At 73.3% G+C, this 14,195-nt stretch carries 15 protein-coding genes; 6 read left to right on the forward strand and 9 right to left on the reverse strand.

The features are described 5' to 3' along the window. Positions 1 to 91: 91 nt before the first annotated feature. On the forward strand, positions 92 to 838 hold the full coding sequence (locus ACGF3A_RS09715) for a flavin reductase family protein (protein WP_393727678.1): 747 nt from the start codon (positions 92 to 94) through the stop codon (positions 836 to 838). On the opposite strand, the gene ACGF3A_RS09720 is transcribed toward ACGF3A_RS09715, so the two are convergent. The 3 genes from ACGF3A_RS09720 to ACGF3A_RS09730 all read right to left on the reverse strand — a co-directional run bounded on the left by ACGF3A_RS09720 (position 742) and on the right by ACGF3A_RS09730 (position 3,390). After that, positions 742 to 1,365: a DUF2867 domain-containing protein gene (locus ACGF3A_RS09720; protein WP_393727680.1), complete on the reverse strand. Its 624-nt coding sequence runs from the start codon at positions 1,363 to 1,365 to the stop codon at positions 742 to 744. The genes ACGF3A_RS09715 and ACGF3A_RS09720 overlap by 97 nt on opposite strands. A gap of 75 nt (positions 1,366 to 1,440) precedes the next feature. Further along, positions 1,441 to 2,514: a hypothetical protein gene (locus ACGF3A_RS09725; RefSeq protein ID WP_393727682.1), complete on the reverse strand. Its 1,074-nt coding sequence runs from the start codon at positions 2,512 to 2,514 to the stop codon at positions 1,441 to 1,443. Positions 2,515 to 2,622: 108 nt separating this feature from the next. Further along, complete coding sequence (locus ACGF3A_RS09730; protein WP_393727684.1) at positions 2,623 to 3,390, reverse strand: MOSC domain-containing protein; 768 nt, start codon at positions 3,388 to 3,390, stop codon at positions 2,623 to 2,625. 52 nt (positions 3,391 to 3,442) lie between these two features. Between ACGF3A_RS09730 and ACGF3A_RS09735 the strand changes: the two genes are divergently transcribed. After that, positions 3,443 to 4,324, forward strand: a complete 882-nt coding sequence (locus ACGF3A_RS09735; RefSeq protein WP_393727686.1) for an NAD(P)H-binding protein — start codon at positions 3,443 to 3,445, stop codon at positions 4,322 to 4,324. Here ACGF3A_RS09735 and ACGF3A_RS09740 read toward each other — a convergent pair. The 6 genes from ACGF3A_RS09740 to ACGF3A_RS09765 form a co-directional block, all read right to left on the reverse strand. Further along, positions 4,321 to 5,415, reverse strand: coding sequence for a chitinase (locus tag ACGF3A_RS09740; protein WP_393727687.1), 1,095 nt, complete (start codon positions 5,413 to 5,415; stop codon positions 4,321 to 4,323). The two genes, ACGF3A_RS09735 and ACGF3A_RS09740, sit on opposite strands and share 4 nt — an antisense overlap. Before the next feature lie 54 nt (positions 5,416 to 5,469). Further along, positions 5,470 to 6,135 (reverse strand): response regulator, encoded by a 666-nt coding sequence (locus ACGF3A_RS09745; RefSeq protein ID WP_393727689.1) that lies wholly within the window; start codon positions 6,133 to 6,135, stop codon positions 5,470 to 5,472. Beyond that, positions 6,123 to 7,343: a sensor histidine kinase gene (locus ACGF3A_RS09750; protein ID WP_393727691.1), complete on the reverse strand. Its 1,221-nt coding sequence runs from the start codon at positions 7,341 to 7,343 to the stop codon at positions 6,123 to 6,125. The genes ACGF3A_RS09745 and ACGF3A_RS09750 overlap by 13 nt, the downstream gene beginning before the upstream one ends. 606 nt (positions 7,344 to 7,949) lie before the next feature. After that, positions 7,950 to 9,272: an FtsX-like permease family protein gene (locus tag ACGF3A_RS09755; protein ID WP_393727693.1), complete on the reverse strand. Its 1,323-nt coding sequence runs from the start codon at positions 9,270 to 9,272 to the stop codon at positions 7,950 to 7,952. Then, positions 9,269 to 10,072 carry an ABC transporter ATP-binding protein gene (locus ACGF3A_RS09760; protein ID WP_393727695.1) on the reverse strand — a complete coding sequence of 268 codons (804 nt, stop codon included), beginning with the start codon at positions 10,070 to 10,072 and terminating at the stop codon, positions 9,269 to 9,271. Before ACGF3A_RS09760 ends, ACGF3A_RS09755 begins: the two co-directional genes overlap by 4 nt. 53 nt (positions 10,073 to 10,125) lie before the next feature. Next, the gene (locus tag ACGF3A_RS09765; RefSeq protein WP_393727697.1) at positions 10,126 to 10,803 is read right to left on the reverse strand and encodes a TetR/AcrR family transcriptional regulator; all 678 of its coding nucleotides are present in this window, start codon (positions 10,801 to 10,803) and stop codon (positions 10,126 to 10,128) included. 99 nt (positions 10,804 to 10,902) lie between these two features. Here ACGF3A_RS09765 and ACGF3A_RS09770 point away from each other — a divergent pair, with 99 nt between their 5' ends. From ACGF3A_RS09770 to ACGF3A_RS09785, 4 genes are all read left to right on the forward strand, one after another. Next, positions 10,903 to 11,685, forward strand: coding sequence for an ABC transporter ATP-binding protein (locus ACGF3A_RS09770; RefSeq protein ID WP_393727699.1), 783 nt, complete (start codon positions 10,903 to 10,905; stop codon positions 11,683 to 11,685). Positions 11,686 to 11,729: 44 nt separating this feature from the next. After that, complete coding sequence (locus tag ACGF3A_RS09775; protein ID WP_393727700.1) at positions 11,730 to 12,497, forward strand: ABC transporter permease; 768 nt, start codon at positions 11,730 to 11,732, stop codon at positions 12,495 to 12,497. Between the two features lie 94 nt (positions 12,498 to 12,591). Next, positions 12,592 to 13,602, forward strand: a complete 1,011-nt coding sequence (locus ACGF3A_RS09780) for a zinc-binding dehydrogenase (RefSeq protein ID WP_393727702.1) — start codon at positions 12,592 to 12,594, stop codon at positions 13,600 to 13,602. A 127-nt stretch (positions 13,603 to 13,729) separates the two neighbouring features. Beyond that, complete coding sequence (locus ACGF3A_RS09785) at positions 13,730 to 14,140, forward strand: hypothetical protein (protein ID WP_393727704.1); 411 nt, start codon at positions 13,730 to 13,732, stop codon at positions 14,138 to 14,140. Positions 14,141 to 14,195: the final 55 nt, after the last annotated feature.

The following is a 14,195-nucleotide window of genomic DNA, read 5'->3' on the forward strand; positions in this document are numbered from 1 at the left end:
GTCCAGTTCGACGTCCGGTTCCCGCCGGAGTTCCGGGGCGCCGTCGCGCACAGTGAGGCGTGGTGGATCGGGTGACGGCGGAAGGGGAGTTGTGCACGAGGTCGTGGATCTGAAGGTGCTGTACTTCGGGACGCCCGTCGTGCTGCTCGGGACGCGGAACGAGGACGGGTCGCCGAACGTCGCGCCGATGTCCTCGGCCTGGTGGCTGGGGGACTCCTGCATGCTCGGCATGGGGAACAACTCGCAGACGGCGGCCAATCTGCGGCGCGAGCGGGAGTGCGTGCTGAATCTGGCGCCGTCGTCGATGGCCGACGCGGTCGACCGGCTGGCGCTGCTGACGGGGCGGCGGGAGATCCCGGAGTACCGGGTGCGGCAGGGATACCGGTACGAGCGCGACAAGTTCGGGGCCGCGGGGCTGAGCGAGCAGGCGGCGGAGACCGTACGGGCGCCGCGGGTCGGGGAGTGTCCCGTGCAGCTGGAGTGCGTGGTGACCGCGCACCATCCGTTCGGCGATCCGGATCCGGGGCGGGAGCCGGACGCCACGGCGTTCCAGGTGCGGGTCGTGCGGGCCCATGTGGAGAAGGAACTGGTGATTCCGGGCACGCACTACGTGGATCCGGTGGCCTGGGATCCGTTGATCATGAAGTTCTGCGAGTTCTTCGGCGGCGGCCGCAACGTACGGCCGTCACGGCTCGCCGAGGGGTGGGGCATGCCGCACGACCTGGACGACGGCCATGGCGCTCAGGCCACGCCGCGCTTCCCGGCGCCCGGCCCCCGCGACTCCCGCGACTCCCGCGCCTCCCACTCCTCGCCGATCGAGCGGAGCAGGGCCGGGTAGACCCCGACGTACCGGAAGGGCTTGATGCCCAGCATGTAGGCGGCGCCGAGCGGGCCGTTCGGCTTGACGAGGACCGTCATCTGGGCCCGGTGGACGCCCGTTCCGTCGGGCACCCAGCCGAGGTGCAGGGCGCCGTGGACCGTCCGGTTGGCCATTTCCGCCAGCCACTCGTCCTCCGTCTGGAAGACGGAGGTGAAGGGCAACGTGGCGAAGCCGGGGCCCTGGGGGCCCTCGCGGAGATCGGCGGGGAGGCGGTCGCGCAGCGACATGACGCGCGTACCGACGCCGTCGCCGTCCCGGTCCAGCCGGAGCAGGGCCCCGAGCTTCCAGCGGACGGCGAAGAGGAATCGGGCGACGAGGCCGTCGCGGTACGCCGTGTCGCCGCCCGCCATCTGCTCGACCAGCACGCCGAAGTCGTCCCGCCCCCCGGGCGTCGGCAGCGCCCAGACGTCCTCGACGGCGAAGTCACCGGCAACCTCGTGCGCCCGCCAGGAACGGGCCGTGTACGCACTACGGGGAAGTCTCATGATCGGCCCCTGTCCTCACGCTCGTTCTATACGGTGCCGTATAGAACGAGCGTAGCGCCTTTTATACGGCGGCGGTCAGCCCTCGCCCCGCAGCATCACCGCCGTCGTCGGCGTCTCGCCCTTGAGGAGGGTGCCGGCGGCGAAGGGGGTGGGGGTGCGGGGGTCGGTGGCGAGGTCTTGGATCTTGAGGTTCTTCAGGGTGTCCGTCTGGGGCAGGGGTTCCTTCGTCCAGGTGCCGTCGGAGTCGCGGCGGAGGAACTCGTCGTAGAGGCCGAGCCAGAGGGTGCCCTTGGCGGCGGTGGCGCCGTGGACGTAGCCCTTGACGGGGAGCTTCTCGTAGGTCCAGGCCTTGCCGTCGTAGTGGAGGTAGCCGTCCTCCGTCGTGGTGCCGAAGACGGAGATGTCGTCGGCGGCGGAGGTGACCTGCTCGTGAGGCGTGCCGTCCCAGGCGGCGGGGAGGGGCGCCTGCTTCCAGGCGGTGCCGTTCCAGCGGTAGGCGACGGGCTTCGAGGGGTAGCCGGGCGTCTCGCCGAGGGCCCAGAGGTTCTTGCCGGAGGTGCCCGCGAGCTTCTCGATCTTGATGTCGGGGAGCTTCTGCTCGCGCCAGGCGGTGCCGTCGTAGTGGCGGAGGTCGCCGGTGGCTATGTGGCCCGCCGCCCAGATGTCGTCGGCGGCGAAGGCGCGCACCGTCGTCATGGCGTACTCGCCGCCGCTCGGCACATGGCTCCACTTCGCGCCGTTCCAGTGCCAGCGCTGCGGGGTCTCCTGCTGGTCGAAGACGTAGAGGTTCTCGCAGGAGGCGCCGCCGACCGTGCTGATGGCCCGGCCGGGGGTCTCGGGGATCGGGACGCGGTCCACGGTCAGCCACTTCGCACCGTTCCAGCAGCGAACGGCCTGGTTGCGCTCGTCCACCGCCATGACGTCCCCCGAGGCGGTCTCCTCGACGAGGTCGAAGCCCGCGGGGGCCTTCTCCGGGGTGCCGGTGTCCACCTGCCGCCAGCCCGCGGCGCGGGTACCGCCCCCGCTCCCGCTCCCGCCCCCGTCCCCGTTCTCGCCCGCGTCGGCGGGCACCACCACGGCCACCAGGCCGATCACGGCCCCGGCTGCTCCGGCGGCTCCGGCCAGCGACGCCCAGCGCTTCGTCTTCACTCACGTTCCCCTTGCGGATTGCGAATTCCCTTGCTTGCAGAGGGTGATACTGCCATGCGCGAGGGCCGGTCGAGCAAGCCAAGTGGCTTCATTCCGCTGGTAGTTGGATCAGTTCCGGTGATCCGGCGGTGCGGGTGGGAGGAGGGGTGGGAGGAGGGTCAGTTCGGCTCCCAGCGAGAGCATTCCCGGTTCGGTCACGCGCGCCAGCGCGTCCAGGCGGTTGTCGTGGGCGCGGGCGATCGCCCGCAGGACGCCGGGGGCGGGAGGCAGGCCGCGCTGGGGCGCGTTCGTCATGACGCAACGTTCGCTGGAGCGTACGAACTCCAGCACCGGACCGTCCTCGCCCAGTCGCGCGCGGCGGCCGAACCAGTCGTCCTCCACGAAGGGGCGCGTGCCGGGCGGGGTGCGGATGAGGAGGTTGGGGCGGAAGCGGCGTTCGTCGACGACGGCGGCGGGGACGGCCTCGCGGACCCAGTCGAGCGTCGCCGTCGTCAGGACGCTGACGGGGAGCTGGTCGAAGTGGGAGATCGCGCCCTCCCTCGCCAGTTCGACGTCCTCGCGCGCCAGATGGGCACGGAGGTACGGGGTGGGGTCCGGGACCTCCGTGCCGTCCGGGGCCAGGAGGACGGGGGCGGCCTCCGCGCCGGGATCCTCGTAGCGCGCCGCCAGCCGCAGCAGGCCGTCCATGCGGCGGAAGCGGCGGGTGTTCTTGCCGGAGCCGAACTTGCCCTGCGCGTCGCGCACCGCGTACAGCCGGTCCCCCGCCAGGCCGCGCGTCTCGACGCGCACCGAATGCAGTCGCTCCCCGCCCATGGATTTGATCGGATAGCGCCAGATCCGTTCAACCGTCCCCAGAGTCCATTCCGTTCGCGTCATGAGCTGACGATACGAGGGCGACGACAGGGGCCGATCAAGGAGGAGGACGTCCGTGAAGATCGTGGTGACGACGCCCACCGGGCATGTGGGCTCGCGCGTCGCGCGGCTGCTGACGCAGGCGGGGGTGCGCCCCGTCGTACTGGCGCGGGATCCGGGACGGCTGCCGGAGGAGCTGCGGGAGCGGGTGGAGGCCGTGGCGTGCGACCAGGGGGACGCGGAGGCCGTCGTACGGGCGACCGCCGGGGCCGACGCCCTGTTCTGGGTCGATCCCCCGACGGGCGACGAGGACCCGGCGGCCGGGTACGCGCGCATGGGGGCCAACGGGGCCCTGGCCGTACGGGAGAACCGGATCGGGCGCACCGTCTTCCTCAGCAGCGGCGGGGCCGAATTCCGTTCCGGGGCCGGGGAGATCGACGGGCTGGGGCGGACCGAGGAGCTGCTGGAGGAGGCAGCGGCGGGGCACGGGGGCGCCGTGCTGCATCTGCGGTGCGGGTACTTCTACACCAACCTCTTCGGGATGCTCGACGACCTGCGCGCCGGAGTGCTGCGCTCCACGCTGCCCGTCGACCACGCGCTGCCGTGGGTGGACCCCCGCGACATCGGGGACGTGGCGGCGGCGCGACTGCTGTCGCGGGGCTGGGAGGGGGTCTCCTCTCAGGGGGTGCACGGGCCCGAGGATCTGTCGTTCGCGGACGCCGCGCGCGTCGTCGGGCGGGCGACGGGGCGCGAGGTGCGGGCCGAGCAGATCTCCGAGGACGCGCTGCGCGAGGTGCTGCGCGGGGCGGGGCTCGGCGACAAGCAGGTCGAGGACGTGGTGGGGATGACGTCCTGGATGCTGGAGGGGCGGGTGCCCCACGACAGCCGGTCGCCTCTCACCACGACCCCGACCACGCTTGCCGCCTGGGCCCACGAGAACCTCCGCTCGGCGCTCTAACGGCCCTGCAAGCGCTTCACGTTGTCGCCGAACGTCCAGTTCTTCGAGCCGTCCCAGTTCAGGGACCAGGTCATCAGGCCCTTGAGCTGGCCGTTGTAGTGGTTCCACGCCTGGGAGACGAGGGACGGGGACATGTGGCCGCCGCCCGCGCCGGGCTGCGCCGGCAGGCCGGGCACCTGCTTGTCGTAGGGCACCTTGATCGTGGTGCCCTGGACGACCAGGCCCTTGTTGAGGCAGTCGGTCTGGGCGGTGAAGCCCTGGACGGTGCCCGCGGAGTACGAGTCGCCGCTGCAGCCGTACATGCTGCCGTTGTAGTACTGCATGTTCAGCCACCACAGGCGGCCGTTGTCGGCGTACTTCTTGACGATCGGGAGGTACGCGCCCCAGATCGAGCCGTACGTGACGCTGCCTCCCGTGACGTACGCCGTCTCCGGCGCCATCGTCAGGCCGAACTCCGGGGGCATCTTGGCGAGGACGCCGTCGATGATGTGGATGAGGTTGGCCTGCGAGGCGGAGAGCTGGCTGATGCTGCCGCTGCCGGTGAGGCCGGTCTCGATGTCGATGTCGATGCCGTCGAAGTTGTACTTCTTCAGGATCGGCACGATGGTCTCGATGAAGCGGTCCGCGACGGCGCGCGAGCCGAGGTCGATGCCCGCCGCCGCGCCGCCGATGGACATCAGGAGGGTCTGGCCCTGGGCCTTGGCCTCGCACATCTCGGCCGGGGTCGCGACCTTGACGGTGGAGTCCATGCCGTCCTCCCACAGCACCGTGCCGTCCGAACGGATCACGGGGAAGGCGGCGTTGAGGACGTTGTAGCCGTGGGACTTGATGGCCGGGTTGGCGATCGGGGTCCAGCCGAAGGGCGGATGGACGCCGTTGGCGGCGCCGTCCCAGTTCTCCCAGTAGCCCTGGAGGACCTTGCCGGAGGGCTTGCCCTTGACGGGACAGGTGTCGGGGGCCTGTGCACGGGACGGACGTTCCGCCGCGTTCGGCGCTCCGACCGTGAGGAGCTGGACGACGCATGCCAGCACCACGCCGATTCCCAGCACGTACCACGGTCGTCGTCTTCGGGTTCGAGTCCGAGTCGTCATGCGGGGAGGGTTCTGCGGTCCAGACCTTTCGTCAATAGGTCTGGACCAGACTTCTCAGGCTCCCTCGGTCGACACCCGGACGTAGCGGAGGACGGCGAGCACGCGCCGGTGCTCCTGGGCCGTGCGCGGCAGCGCGAACTTGTCGAAGATCGTGGCCACATGCTTCTCCACGGCCCGCTGCGAGATGTCCATCCGCGCGGCGATCGCCGCGTTCGTCAGGCCCGACGCCATCAGCTCCAGCGCCTCCCGCTCGCGCGCCGTGAGCGATTCGAGGCTCTCGGCGGCGGAGTCGGCGCGGGCCGCGAAGAGCCGCGCGACGACGTCCGGGTCCAGCGCCGTACCGCCCGCGACGACCCGGTGCAGCGCGTCCACGAAGTCGTCGACGTCCAGCACGCGGTCCTTGAGCAGATAGCCGATGCCCTCCGCGCCGTCCGCGAGCAGCGTGTCCGCGTAACGGGTCTCGATGTACTGGGAGAAGAGCAGCACCCCCGTCCCCGGGCGGCGGCGCCGGATCTCGGCGGCGGCGCGCAGCCCCTCGTCGCGGTGCGTGGGCGGCATCCGGATGTCGGCGACCACGGCGTCGGGCCGGTGCTCGTCGACGGCGGCGAGGAGCGCGTCGGGGTCGCCGACGGCGGCGACGACGTCCAGACCCCGGTCGCCGAGCAGGCCGACGAGGCCCTCCCGTACGACCGCGGCGTCCTCGGCGATCACGATGCGCATCTGTCCTCTTCCGGTACGGGGAGGCGGACCGTGGCGGTGGTCGGGCCGCCGGGCGGGCTGTCGAGGGCCAGCGTGCCGTCGATCGTACGGACGCGCTCCGCGAGGCCCGCGAGCCCCGAGCCCTTGGCGGTGGAGGCGCCCCCGATGCCGTCATCACGGACGGTGAGGATGAGCAGGCCGCTGTCCGGGGCGAGTTCGGCGTCGATGCCGACCGTGCTCGCGGAGGCGTGCCGGACCGCGTTGGTGAGGAGCTCGGCCGCGCAGAAGTACGCGATCGTCTCGACGGCCTCGGGCGGGCGCGGGTGCGGGGGCAGCGCGGTGCGCAGCCGTACGCGGGGCGGCGGGTGGACGGAGGCGGCGAGGGAGGCGAGGGCGGCGTCGAGCCCGTTGTCGAGGACGGGCGGGTGGATGCCGCGTACGAGGTCGCGCAGCTCCTCCAGCGCCGTACGGGCGTCGGCGAGCGAGGAGTCGACGAGCGCGCGGGCCTTGCCGGTGTCCGTACGGCCGGGTGAGAGCGCTCCGCTGGCGCGGGTCAGACCCATGGCGACGGCCATCAGCCGGGCCTGCGCGCCGTCGTGCAGGTCGCGTTCGATACGGCGGAGGGTGGCGGCCGAGTCCCGTACGGCCAGCGCGCGGGTCTCCTCCAGATCGTGGATACGGCCCGCCATGCGCGCGCTCTCCGCGTCCTCGCGGGGCCGTCCCAGGAGGGCACCGGCCGTCATCCGTACGAGCGTGGTCAGGTGCCGTCCCAGCCAGGTCGCCGCCGCGAACAGCGCGACGCCGCACACCGCGACGGCCAGCGCGCGCGGCACCGTGTCCAGCGGGGCACCGCCGGGGAGGCCGATGCCGTCGTGCCCGTCCTGGCGGACGGCGCGGAACCAGAGGGGGTAGGCGACGGCCGCCAGCGCGTAGAGGCGGACGGGCACTTGGCAGACGAAGAGGAGAAGGGTGAGGGGCGCGCTGAGCGCGGCGTACGCTGCGGCGCGCCACGAGGCGCGGTCGGTGACCGTGTCCCGTACGCGCTCGGGCTGGTCCGGCGGTTCGATCCGCTCCCCGAGGAAGGTGCGCAGCAGGTGCCTGTGCAGGGCGAAGAGGGGGCGGGCTCCGGTCAGGATCAGCGAGAGCAGGGGCGGCCCGAGCCGCGTGACGCAGAGGGCGCCGCCGTATGCGAGCAGCGCCGTGAGGGGCAGGCCGAGCAGAGCCGGCACGAGTGCCAGCGGCGCATAAACGAGACGTCTCATCTTCTCCAGCACGGCTTTCTGTGGGCGCCGTCAAGTATGGGGCCCCACCCTGTGCCCCGGGGCACGCCCGATCACGACACTTCGGGGCTTGCCCCTCCAGGGGCACGGGGCTGTGTCGCCCGGTCCGAGACTTCGGGGCTTGCCCGATCAGGGACACGGGGCTGTGTTCGTTTTGCGGCTCCGCCGCGTGGGCGCGACGGGTCACGACACTTCGGGGCTCGCCCCTTTGCCCTCAGGGGCGCGGGGCTGTGTTTGATGTGCGGCTCCGCCGCGTGGGCGCGCCCGGTCACGACACACCGGGGCTTGCCCCTGTTCCCTCAGGGGCGCGGGGAACTGCGCGACAAGCCACGACGCGGCCGCAGCCCGCGAAGCACAGCCCGGGGCACCCCGGGCGCGGCTCTATACGCGGGGCACCCGGCGCAGGGGGCTGCGCTTGCCAACCCTGCGCCTTGCGCAGACTTCCCAAGCTCAGCGGGGGCGGAGGGAGCAGACTTCCCAAGCTTCGCAGGGGGCGGAGGGAGAAGCGCATAGCTCCCAAGCTCAGAGGGGCGGGGGGAGAAGCAGAGCAACCCCCTACCCACTTGTTCCCCTCCGGAGGAGCCAGGGCATGGGGGTCAGGGTGGAGGTGAGGATCAGGAGAGCCGTTGCCGTCGAGAGGGCTGGCCAGGTCGTGGGCGGGAGAGAGGAGAGGGCGAAGGACGTGGCCGTACCCAGCGTGCGGTCCAGGGTGAGGGCGATCAGGGACCCGGAGGCGAGGCCCGCAGCCGTCACCACGAGCGCCTCCAGCGACAGGGCCCGGAGAATCTGCCCCGGGGACGTGCCGACCGCGCGGAGAAGAGCGATCTCGCGCCCCCGTTCAGCGGTCAGCATGACCATCGTGTTGACGGTGACGAGCGCGGCGAACCCGGCGTAGAGGGCCGTGGCGTAGAGGTCGATCCAGGACGGGTCACCGTCCTGACCGGCCATCGCCGCGAACTTGACCAGCGAGAACGCCACCATCAGCGCGACCGGCGCGATCGCCGAGGAGAGGCGGCGGGTGTGGGCGCGGGCGTGGGAGACGGCGAGTTCGCCCTCGGCCCGGTCCCCCAGCGCCCGCAGGAGCAGCCCGAAGACGCCCGCCGCCAGGCGACCGAGCGCGGGCCCCGCGAGGCCGACCGCGACGAGGTACGCGAGGAGGACGAGCGGAAGGTGCTCCGCCGCCTCGTCCGCCGGGGCCGAGAGGGTCGCCGCCGTGAGCGCCGCCGCGCCGCCCAGCGCCAGGACCGCGCCCACGGCCCGTACGGGCCCGAGGCCCGCGCGTCCGCCCGACGCGGCCTCGCCCAGTGCCGCCGAAGGGCGTGCGCGGGCCGCGCGGTGGGCCGCGATGACGCCGCCGATCTGCGAGGTCACGACCAGCACCGCCGCCGACACCAGCAGCGGCGGCCAGCCGACCCGCAACTCGACGCCTCGCGGCAACAGCCCCTGCCCCGCCATTCCCTCGCACCACACGCCCGCCAGCCACCGGCCCAGCACGTAACCGACGGGGAGCGCGGGCAGCGCGGTGAGCAGGGCCTCGACGGCGACCATGCGGCGCAGTTGCCAGGGCAGCGCGCCGACCGCGCGCAACAGGGCGTTCTCGCGCGCCCGTTGGGCCACGGCGAGGCCCATGACCTGGCCGATGACGAAGAAGGAGAGGTAGACGGTGACGAGCGTGAAGCCCGCGCCCATGCTGGTCAGCGCCTCGCGCCGGTCCGTGCTCAGCGCCCCGTCCGGTACGGCGGAGGCCGTGCGCCAGACCGCGACGGACGAGGTGACGACCGTCGAGGAGAGCACGAAGACCGCGAAGACGCCGCCGAAGGCGGAGGGCCGGGCGCGGACGGAGGCACGCGCGAGCCCGTTCCCCAGCGCGAGACTCATGCCGCCACCACCGGCACCCCCGGGGCACCCGCGCCGCCCAGGCGCCGCATGCGACCGGCGATCTCCTCCACGGCGTCCGCGCCCCGGGGCACCGCCAGTTCGTCCGTGACCAGGCCGTCCGCGAGGAAGAGCACGCGGTCGGCCCAGGCCGCCGCCACCGGGTCGTGGGTGACCATCAGCAGCGTCGCGCCCAGCTCGGTGACCGCGCCGCGCAGCAGCGCGAGGACGCCCTCGGCCGTGCCGGGGTCGAGCGCGCCGGTCGGCTCGTCGGCGCACACCACCTCCGGCTCGGTGACCAGCGCGCGGGCGAGGGCCACGCGCTGCTGCTGGCCGCCGGAGAGCTGTGCGGGGCGGCTGGCGGCGCGCTCGGCGAGGCCGACGCGGTCGAGCGCGGTGCGGGCCCGTGCGCGCAGGTCACGGCCGCGCCGGGCACCGGCGAGGCGGAGCGGGAGCATGACGTTCTGTTCGGCGGTGAGGGTGGGCAGCAGGTTGAAGGACTGGAAGACGAAGCCGACGCGCGTACGCCGCAGCCGCGTCAGCCGCCGCTCTCCCATCCGGGCCAGCTCGCGCCCGTCGAGCGAGACGCTGCCCGACGTCGGCCGGTCCAGCCCCGCCGCGCACTGCAGCAGCGTGCTCTTGCCCGAGCCCGAGGGCCCCATCACGGCGGTGAACGTGCCGCGCCGCAGCGCGACATCGACGCCGCGCAGCGCGTGCACGGCGGTGGCGCCGCGGCCGTGCCGCCGGGTCACCCGGGTCATCGTGAGGGCCGCGTCGACCGCGCCCGCGCTCTCTGTTCGCATGTCCTCGACGCTACGAACGCGCAGGTCACAGGGGTATGGCGGCACCACCCCTGTCAGGGGTTCGGGTTTTCCGAACCCGCGTCCTCCCGGGGGCGGCGCGCGTACGCCCGTACGTCCTCGCTGAGCGCTCCCTCCACCGCGTCGAGCAGCGTCTCCGTCTTCGCCGCGACGGTGTCCGGGCCGTCGCCCTCGGCCGTACGGGCGCTGATCTCGCGCAGCACGTGGGCGTGCGCCCAGCCGAGCAGCGAGGCGACGAGGCGGGGGCGCGGGTCGCCGGGCGCGGCGTCCGTCTCCTCGGCGAGGCGGTCGGCGAGCGCGTCCGTCATCTCGTCGGCGAGCCGCTCCAGCCGGGCGGTGAGGGTGGGTGCGGCGCGGACCATGGCGAGCCAGTTGCCGAAGCCGGGGGTGAGGCCGAGTGAGGGTTCCCGGCGCGCGACCTCCTCGCGCAGGCGGGCGAAGACCGCGTCGGCGGCGGAGGCGCCGGGGGCGCGCTCGCGGACGATCCCGGCGAGGCGGCCGACGCTGGTCTCGTGGGCGGGGAAGCAGAGGTCTTCCTTGGCGGGGAAGTAGTTGTAGACGGTGTTGACGGCGACGTCCGCCTCGCGGGCGACCTCGGCGACGGTCACCTTGTCGAAGCCGCGCTCCGTGAAGAGGCGGGTCGCGACGTCCGAGACGTGCCGCCTGGTCTGCCGCTTCTTGCGCTCACGCCTGCTCTCCTCCGCCACGGCCATGGGTGGAGTGTATCCCGGTCCAAAAATGAAGTGCGTTGCAAACTTGCAGTATGTTCTGCTTTTCTGGACAGCCCCCGGAGACCGGAGAAGCGAGGACCCATGCCACCCGTCATCAGCACCGTCGGCCTGCGCCGTACGTTCGCCACCAAGCAGGGCCCCGTCGAGGCCGTGCGCGGGATCGACCTGACCGTCCGTACGGGCGAGATCCTCGGCTTCCTCGGGCCCAACGGCGCCGGGAAGACGACCACCCTGCGGATGCTCACCACGCTCCTCCCGCCCAGCGGCGGGCAGGCCACGGTCGTCGGCCGCGACCTGCTGCGCGACCCGGGGGCCGTACGGGCGCGCATCGGGTACGTCTCCCAGGCGGGCGGCATGGACCCGGGCTGCTCGGTCCGCGAGGAGCTGGTCACCCAGGGGCGGCTCTACCGGCTCCCGAAAGCCGAAGCAGCCGAGCGCGCCCACGAGCTGGCCGCGGAGCTCGCGCTGACCGAGCTGCTGGACCGGCCGACGGCCGCGCTCTCCGGCGGCCAGCGGCGGCGGCTGGAGATCGCCGCCGGGCTCGTGCACCGGCCGGAGGTGCTCTTCCTGGACGAGCCGACGACGGGGCTCGACCCCGGCAGCCGCGCCGACCTGTGGGACCTGGTGCGGCGCGTACGGGCCGAGCACGGCACGACCGTCTTCCTCACCACGCACTACCTCGACGAGGCGGACGCGCTCGCCGACCGCGTCGTGATCGTCGACCACGGGGAGATCGCGGCCGAGGGGACGCCGCGCGAGCTGAAGTCCGCGTACGCGGGCTCGGCCGGCGCCAGCCTCCAGGACGCGTTCCTCGCCGTCACCGGGCGCGCCGCGCCCACGCCCGCGGCGCCCGCCGCCGTCTGACCGCCACCACTCCCACCCCCACCCCACCCTTGGAAGCCTTCGCCATGCGTCAGTTCCCCGCGTTCCTCGCCGACACCGGGATCGTCTTCGGGCGGTGCGCCCGCGCGACCCTCCGTTCGAAGACCAACCTCCTCTTCGGGATGCTCCAGCCCCTTCTCTTCCTGCTCCTCTTCGGCCCGCTGCTGGACGGGCTGCCCACCGCCGAGGGCACCGGCGGCGGCGCCTGGGACAGCCTGGTGCCGGGGCTGGTGGTCCAGCTCTCGCTGCTGGGCGGCTCGTACGTGGGGCTCGCGCTGATCATGGAGCGGCGGCTCGGGGTGCTGGAGCGGCTCCAGGTCACGCCCGTCAGCCGGTTCGCGCTGCTGCTCGGGCGGGTGCTGCGGGACGTCGTCCAGCTCACCGCGCAGTCGGTGCTGCTGGTGCTGCTCGGGCTGGCGTTCGGGCTGCGGGCGCCGCTGGCCGGGGTCATGCTGGGCTTCGTCTTCGCCGCGCTGCTCTCCGCGGGCCTCTCGGCGCTCTCGTACGGGCTCGGCATGCGCACGGAGAGCGTGCCCGCGTTCTCGGCCGTCGCCAACACGGCCGTGATGCCCGCGATGCTGCTGTCCGGGGTGCTGCTGCCGATGTCGCTCGCGCCGGGCTGGCTCGACGGGATCTCCCGCGCGGTGCCGTTCCGGTACACGGTCGACGCCGTGCGCGACGTCTTCGCCGGGCAGTACGCGACGGGCGCGGTCGCGGTGGGGGCCGCCGTCTCGGTGGCGCTGGCCGCGGGGGCGCTGGCGGCGGGGACGCGGACGTTCCGGCCGAAGGCTTGACTTGAAGTGAAGTTCAAGTAGGAGCGTGGGTGCCACACCGCACGACGCGGCCGTCCCGGCCGCGCGTCACGCCCCACCCTGCCGGGAGGCACCCATGCACGCCGTCGTCCTGCACGCCTTCGGTCCCGCCGAGAACCTCCGTTACGAGACCCTGCCCGACCCCGAGCCGGGTCCGGGCCAGGTGCGGATCGCCGTGCGCGCGGCGGGCGTCCACGCCATCGAGACGGTGATGCGCGCCGCCGTCCCCGACGCGGAGATGCCGCCGCTCCCCGAACTGCCCGCCGTCCTCGGCGGCGAGGTCTCCGGCACCGTCGACGCGGTCGGCCCCGGCGTCGACCCGTCCTGGGCCGGGCGCGACGTGGTCACCGCGCGCAGCACGCCCGGCGGTTACGCGGAGCTGACCGTCGCCGATGTCGAGGGACTCCACCCGGTCCCGACGGGACTGAGCCACGAGGCCGCCGTCGCCATGGTCGTCACCGGGAACACGACGCTCGACGTGCTCGACATCGCCGGTCTCACCGCCGACGACGTCGTGCTCGTCAACTCGGCGGCGGGCGGCATCGGGCGGCTCGTCGTCCAGTACGCCACCGCGCTCGGCGCGACCGTGATCGGCGCCGCGGGCGGCCCGGGGAAGACGGCGGCCGTCCGCGAACTGGGCGCCCACCTGGCCGTCGACTACAACGCCCCGGGGTGGGAGAAGACCGTCTCCGGCTGGCTCGCGGAGCACGCCGGGGGGCGCTCGGTGACCGCCGTGCTCGACGGCGTCGGCGGCGAGAAGAGCCGCGCCGCGTTCGGGCTGCTGGGCGAGGGCGGACGGCACCTCACGTACGGGGCCATCTCCCGGGAGAAGTTCGCGCCGGGCAGGGACGAACTGGCGGCGCGCGGCGTGGCCTGGGTCGACGCCCTGGAGATCATGCTCTCCCGGCAGAGCGACGGCACGACCGGCACGGACTTCGCGGCACTCGCGCTGAAGGAGGCGGCGGCGGGGCGCCTGGTGCCCGCCGTACAGACGTTCCCGCTGGAGCGCGCCGCCGAGGCGCACGCCGCGCTGGAGCGGCGCGAGACGACCGGCAAGGTCGTGCTCGTGCCGGGGCTCTCCGGGTGACGTCGGGGCCGCCGGGCCCCTTCAGGTGGTGTCGCGGCGGATTCCGGGACGCGGGCTTCTAAGCTACGGGCCGAAGTGGCTTTTCATCACTTTCGTCCGTTTCCTTGAAGAAAGGGGGAGACGACAGATGACTGCCGTCTCTTACACCGCCCGCGCCGCAGCCCTGGTCGCGGCGGGCCTGCTGGCCGGCTCCGGCGTCGCCGCCGCCGCGCCCTCCGCGCACTCCGCGGACGCCGCCCCGGCCGCCGCCCCCGCCAAGCCGTACGGCGTCGTCACCGCGAGCAGCCTCAACATCCGCCAGTACCCCAGCACGGACTCCTCCGCGAAGGGCGTGCTGAAGAAGGGCGCGAAGGTCGGCCTGGACTGCAAGGTCCACGCGCAGTACGTCAGCGGCAACACCTACTGGTACAAGCTGCGCGCCATCGAGCGCTGGGTCTCCGCGCGCTGGGTGGACAACGTCGGCTCCGTCCCGCTGTGCAAGGACAAGTTCCCCACCCGCATGAACCAGAGCGAGGAGTCGCTCAACGCGATGGGCTGACCCCCGCCGCGGCAGGACACGAGAAGGGCCCCGGGCACCCGCCCGGGGCCCTTCC

Source organism: Streptomyces sp. NPDC048172 (assembly GCF_043202595.1).
Lineage (GTDB): Bacteria > Actinomycetota > Actinomycetes > Streptomycetales > Streptomycetaceae > Streptomyces.

What these genes read in the sequence shown, in the direction of transcription:
- ACGF3A_RS09720 (WP_393727680.1), bottom strand. Translation starts at nt 1,365, where the DNA reads ATGAGACTTCCCCGTAGTGCGTACACGGCCCGTTCCTGGCGGGCGCAC.
- ACGF3A_RS09760 (WP_393727695.1), bottom strand. Translation starts at nt 10,072, where the DNA reads ATGCGAACAGAGAGCGCGGGCGCGGTCGACGCGGCCCTCACGATGACC.
- ACGF3A_RS09785 (WP_393727704.1), top strand. Translation starts at nt 13,730, where the DNA reads ATGACTGCCGTCTCTTACACCGCCCGCGCCGCAGCCCTGGTCGCGGCG.
- ACGF3A_RS09775 (WP_393727700.1), top strand. Translation starts at nt 11,730, where the DNA reads ATGCGTCAGTTCCCCGCGTTCCTCGCCGACACCGGGATCGTCTTCGGG.
- ACGF3A_RS09780 (WP_393727702.1), top strand. Translation starts at nt 12,592, where the DNA reads ATGCACGCCGTCGTCCTGCACGCCTTCGGTCCCGCCGAGAACCTCCGT.
- ACGF3A_RS09755 (WP_393727693.1), bottom strand. Translation starts at nt 9,272, where the DNA reads ATGAGTCTCGCGCTGGGGAACGGGCTCGCGCGTGCCTCCGTCCGCGCC.
- ACGF3A_RS09745 (WP_393727689.1), bottom strand. Translation starts at nt 6,135, where the DNA reads ATGCGCATCGTGATCGCCGAGGACGCCGCGGTCGTACGGGAGGGCCTC.
- ACGF3A_RS09740 (WP_393727687.1), bottom strand. Translation starts at nt 5,415, where the DNA reads ATGACGACTCGGACTCGAACCCGAAGACGACGACCGTGGTACGTGCTG.
- ACGF3A_RS09730 (WP_393727684.1), bottom strand. Translation starts at nt 3,390, where the DNA reads ATGACGCGAACGGAATGGACTCTGGGGACGGTTGAACGGATCTGGCGC.
- ACGF3A_RS09770 (WP_393727699.1), top strand. Translation starts at nt 10,903, where the DNA reads ATGCCACCCGTCATCAGCACCGTCGGCCTGCGCCGTACGTTCGCCACC.
- ACGF3A_RS09765 (WP_393727697.1), bottom strand. Translation starts at nt 10,803, where the DNA reads ATGGCCGTGGCGGAGGAGAGCAGGCGTGAGCGCAAGAAGCGGCAGACC.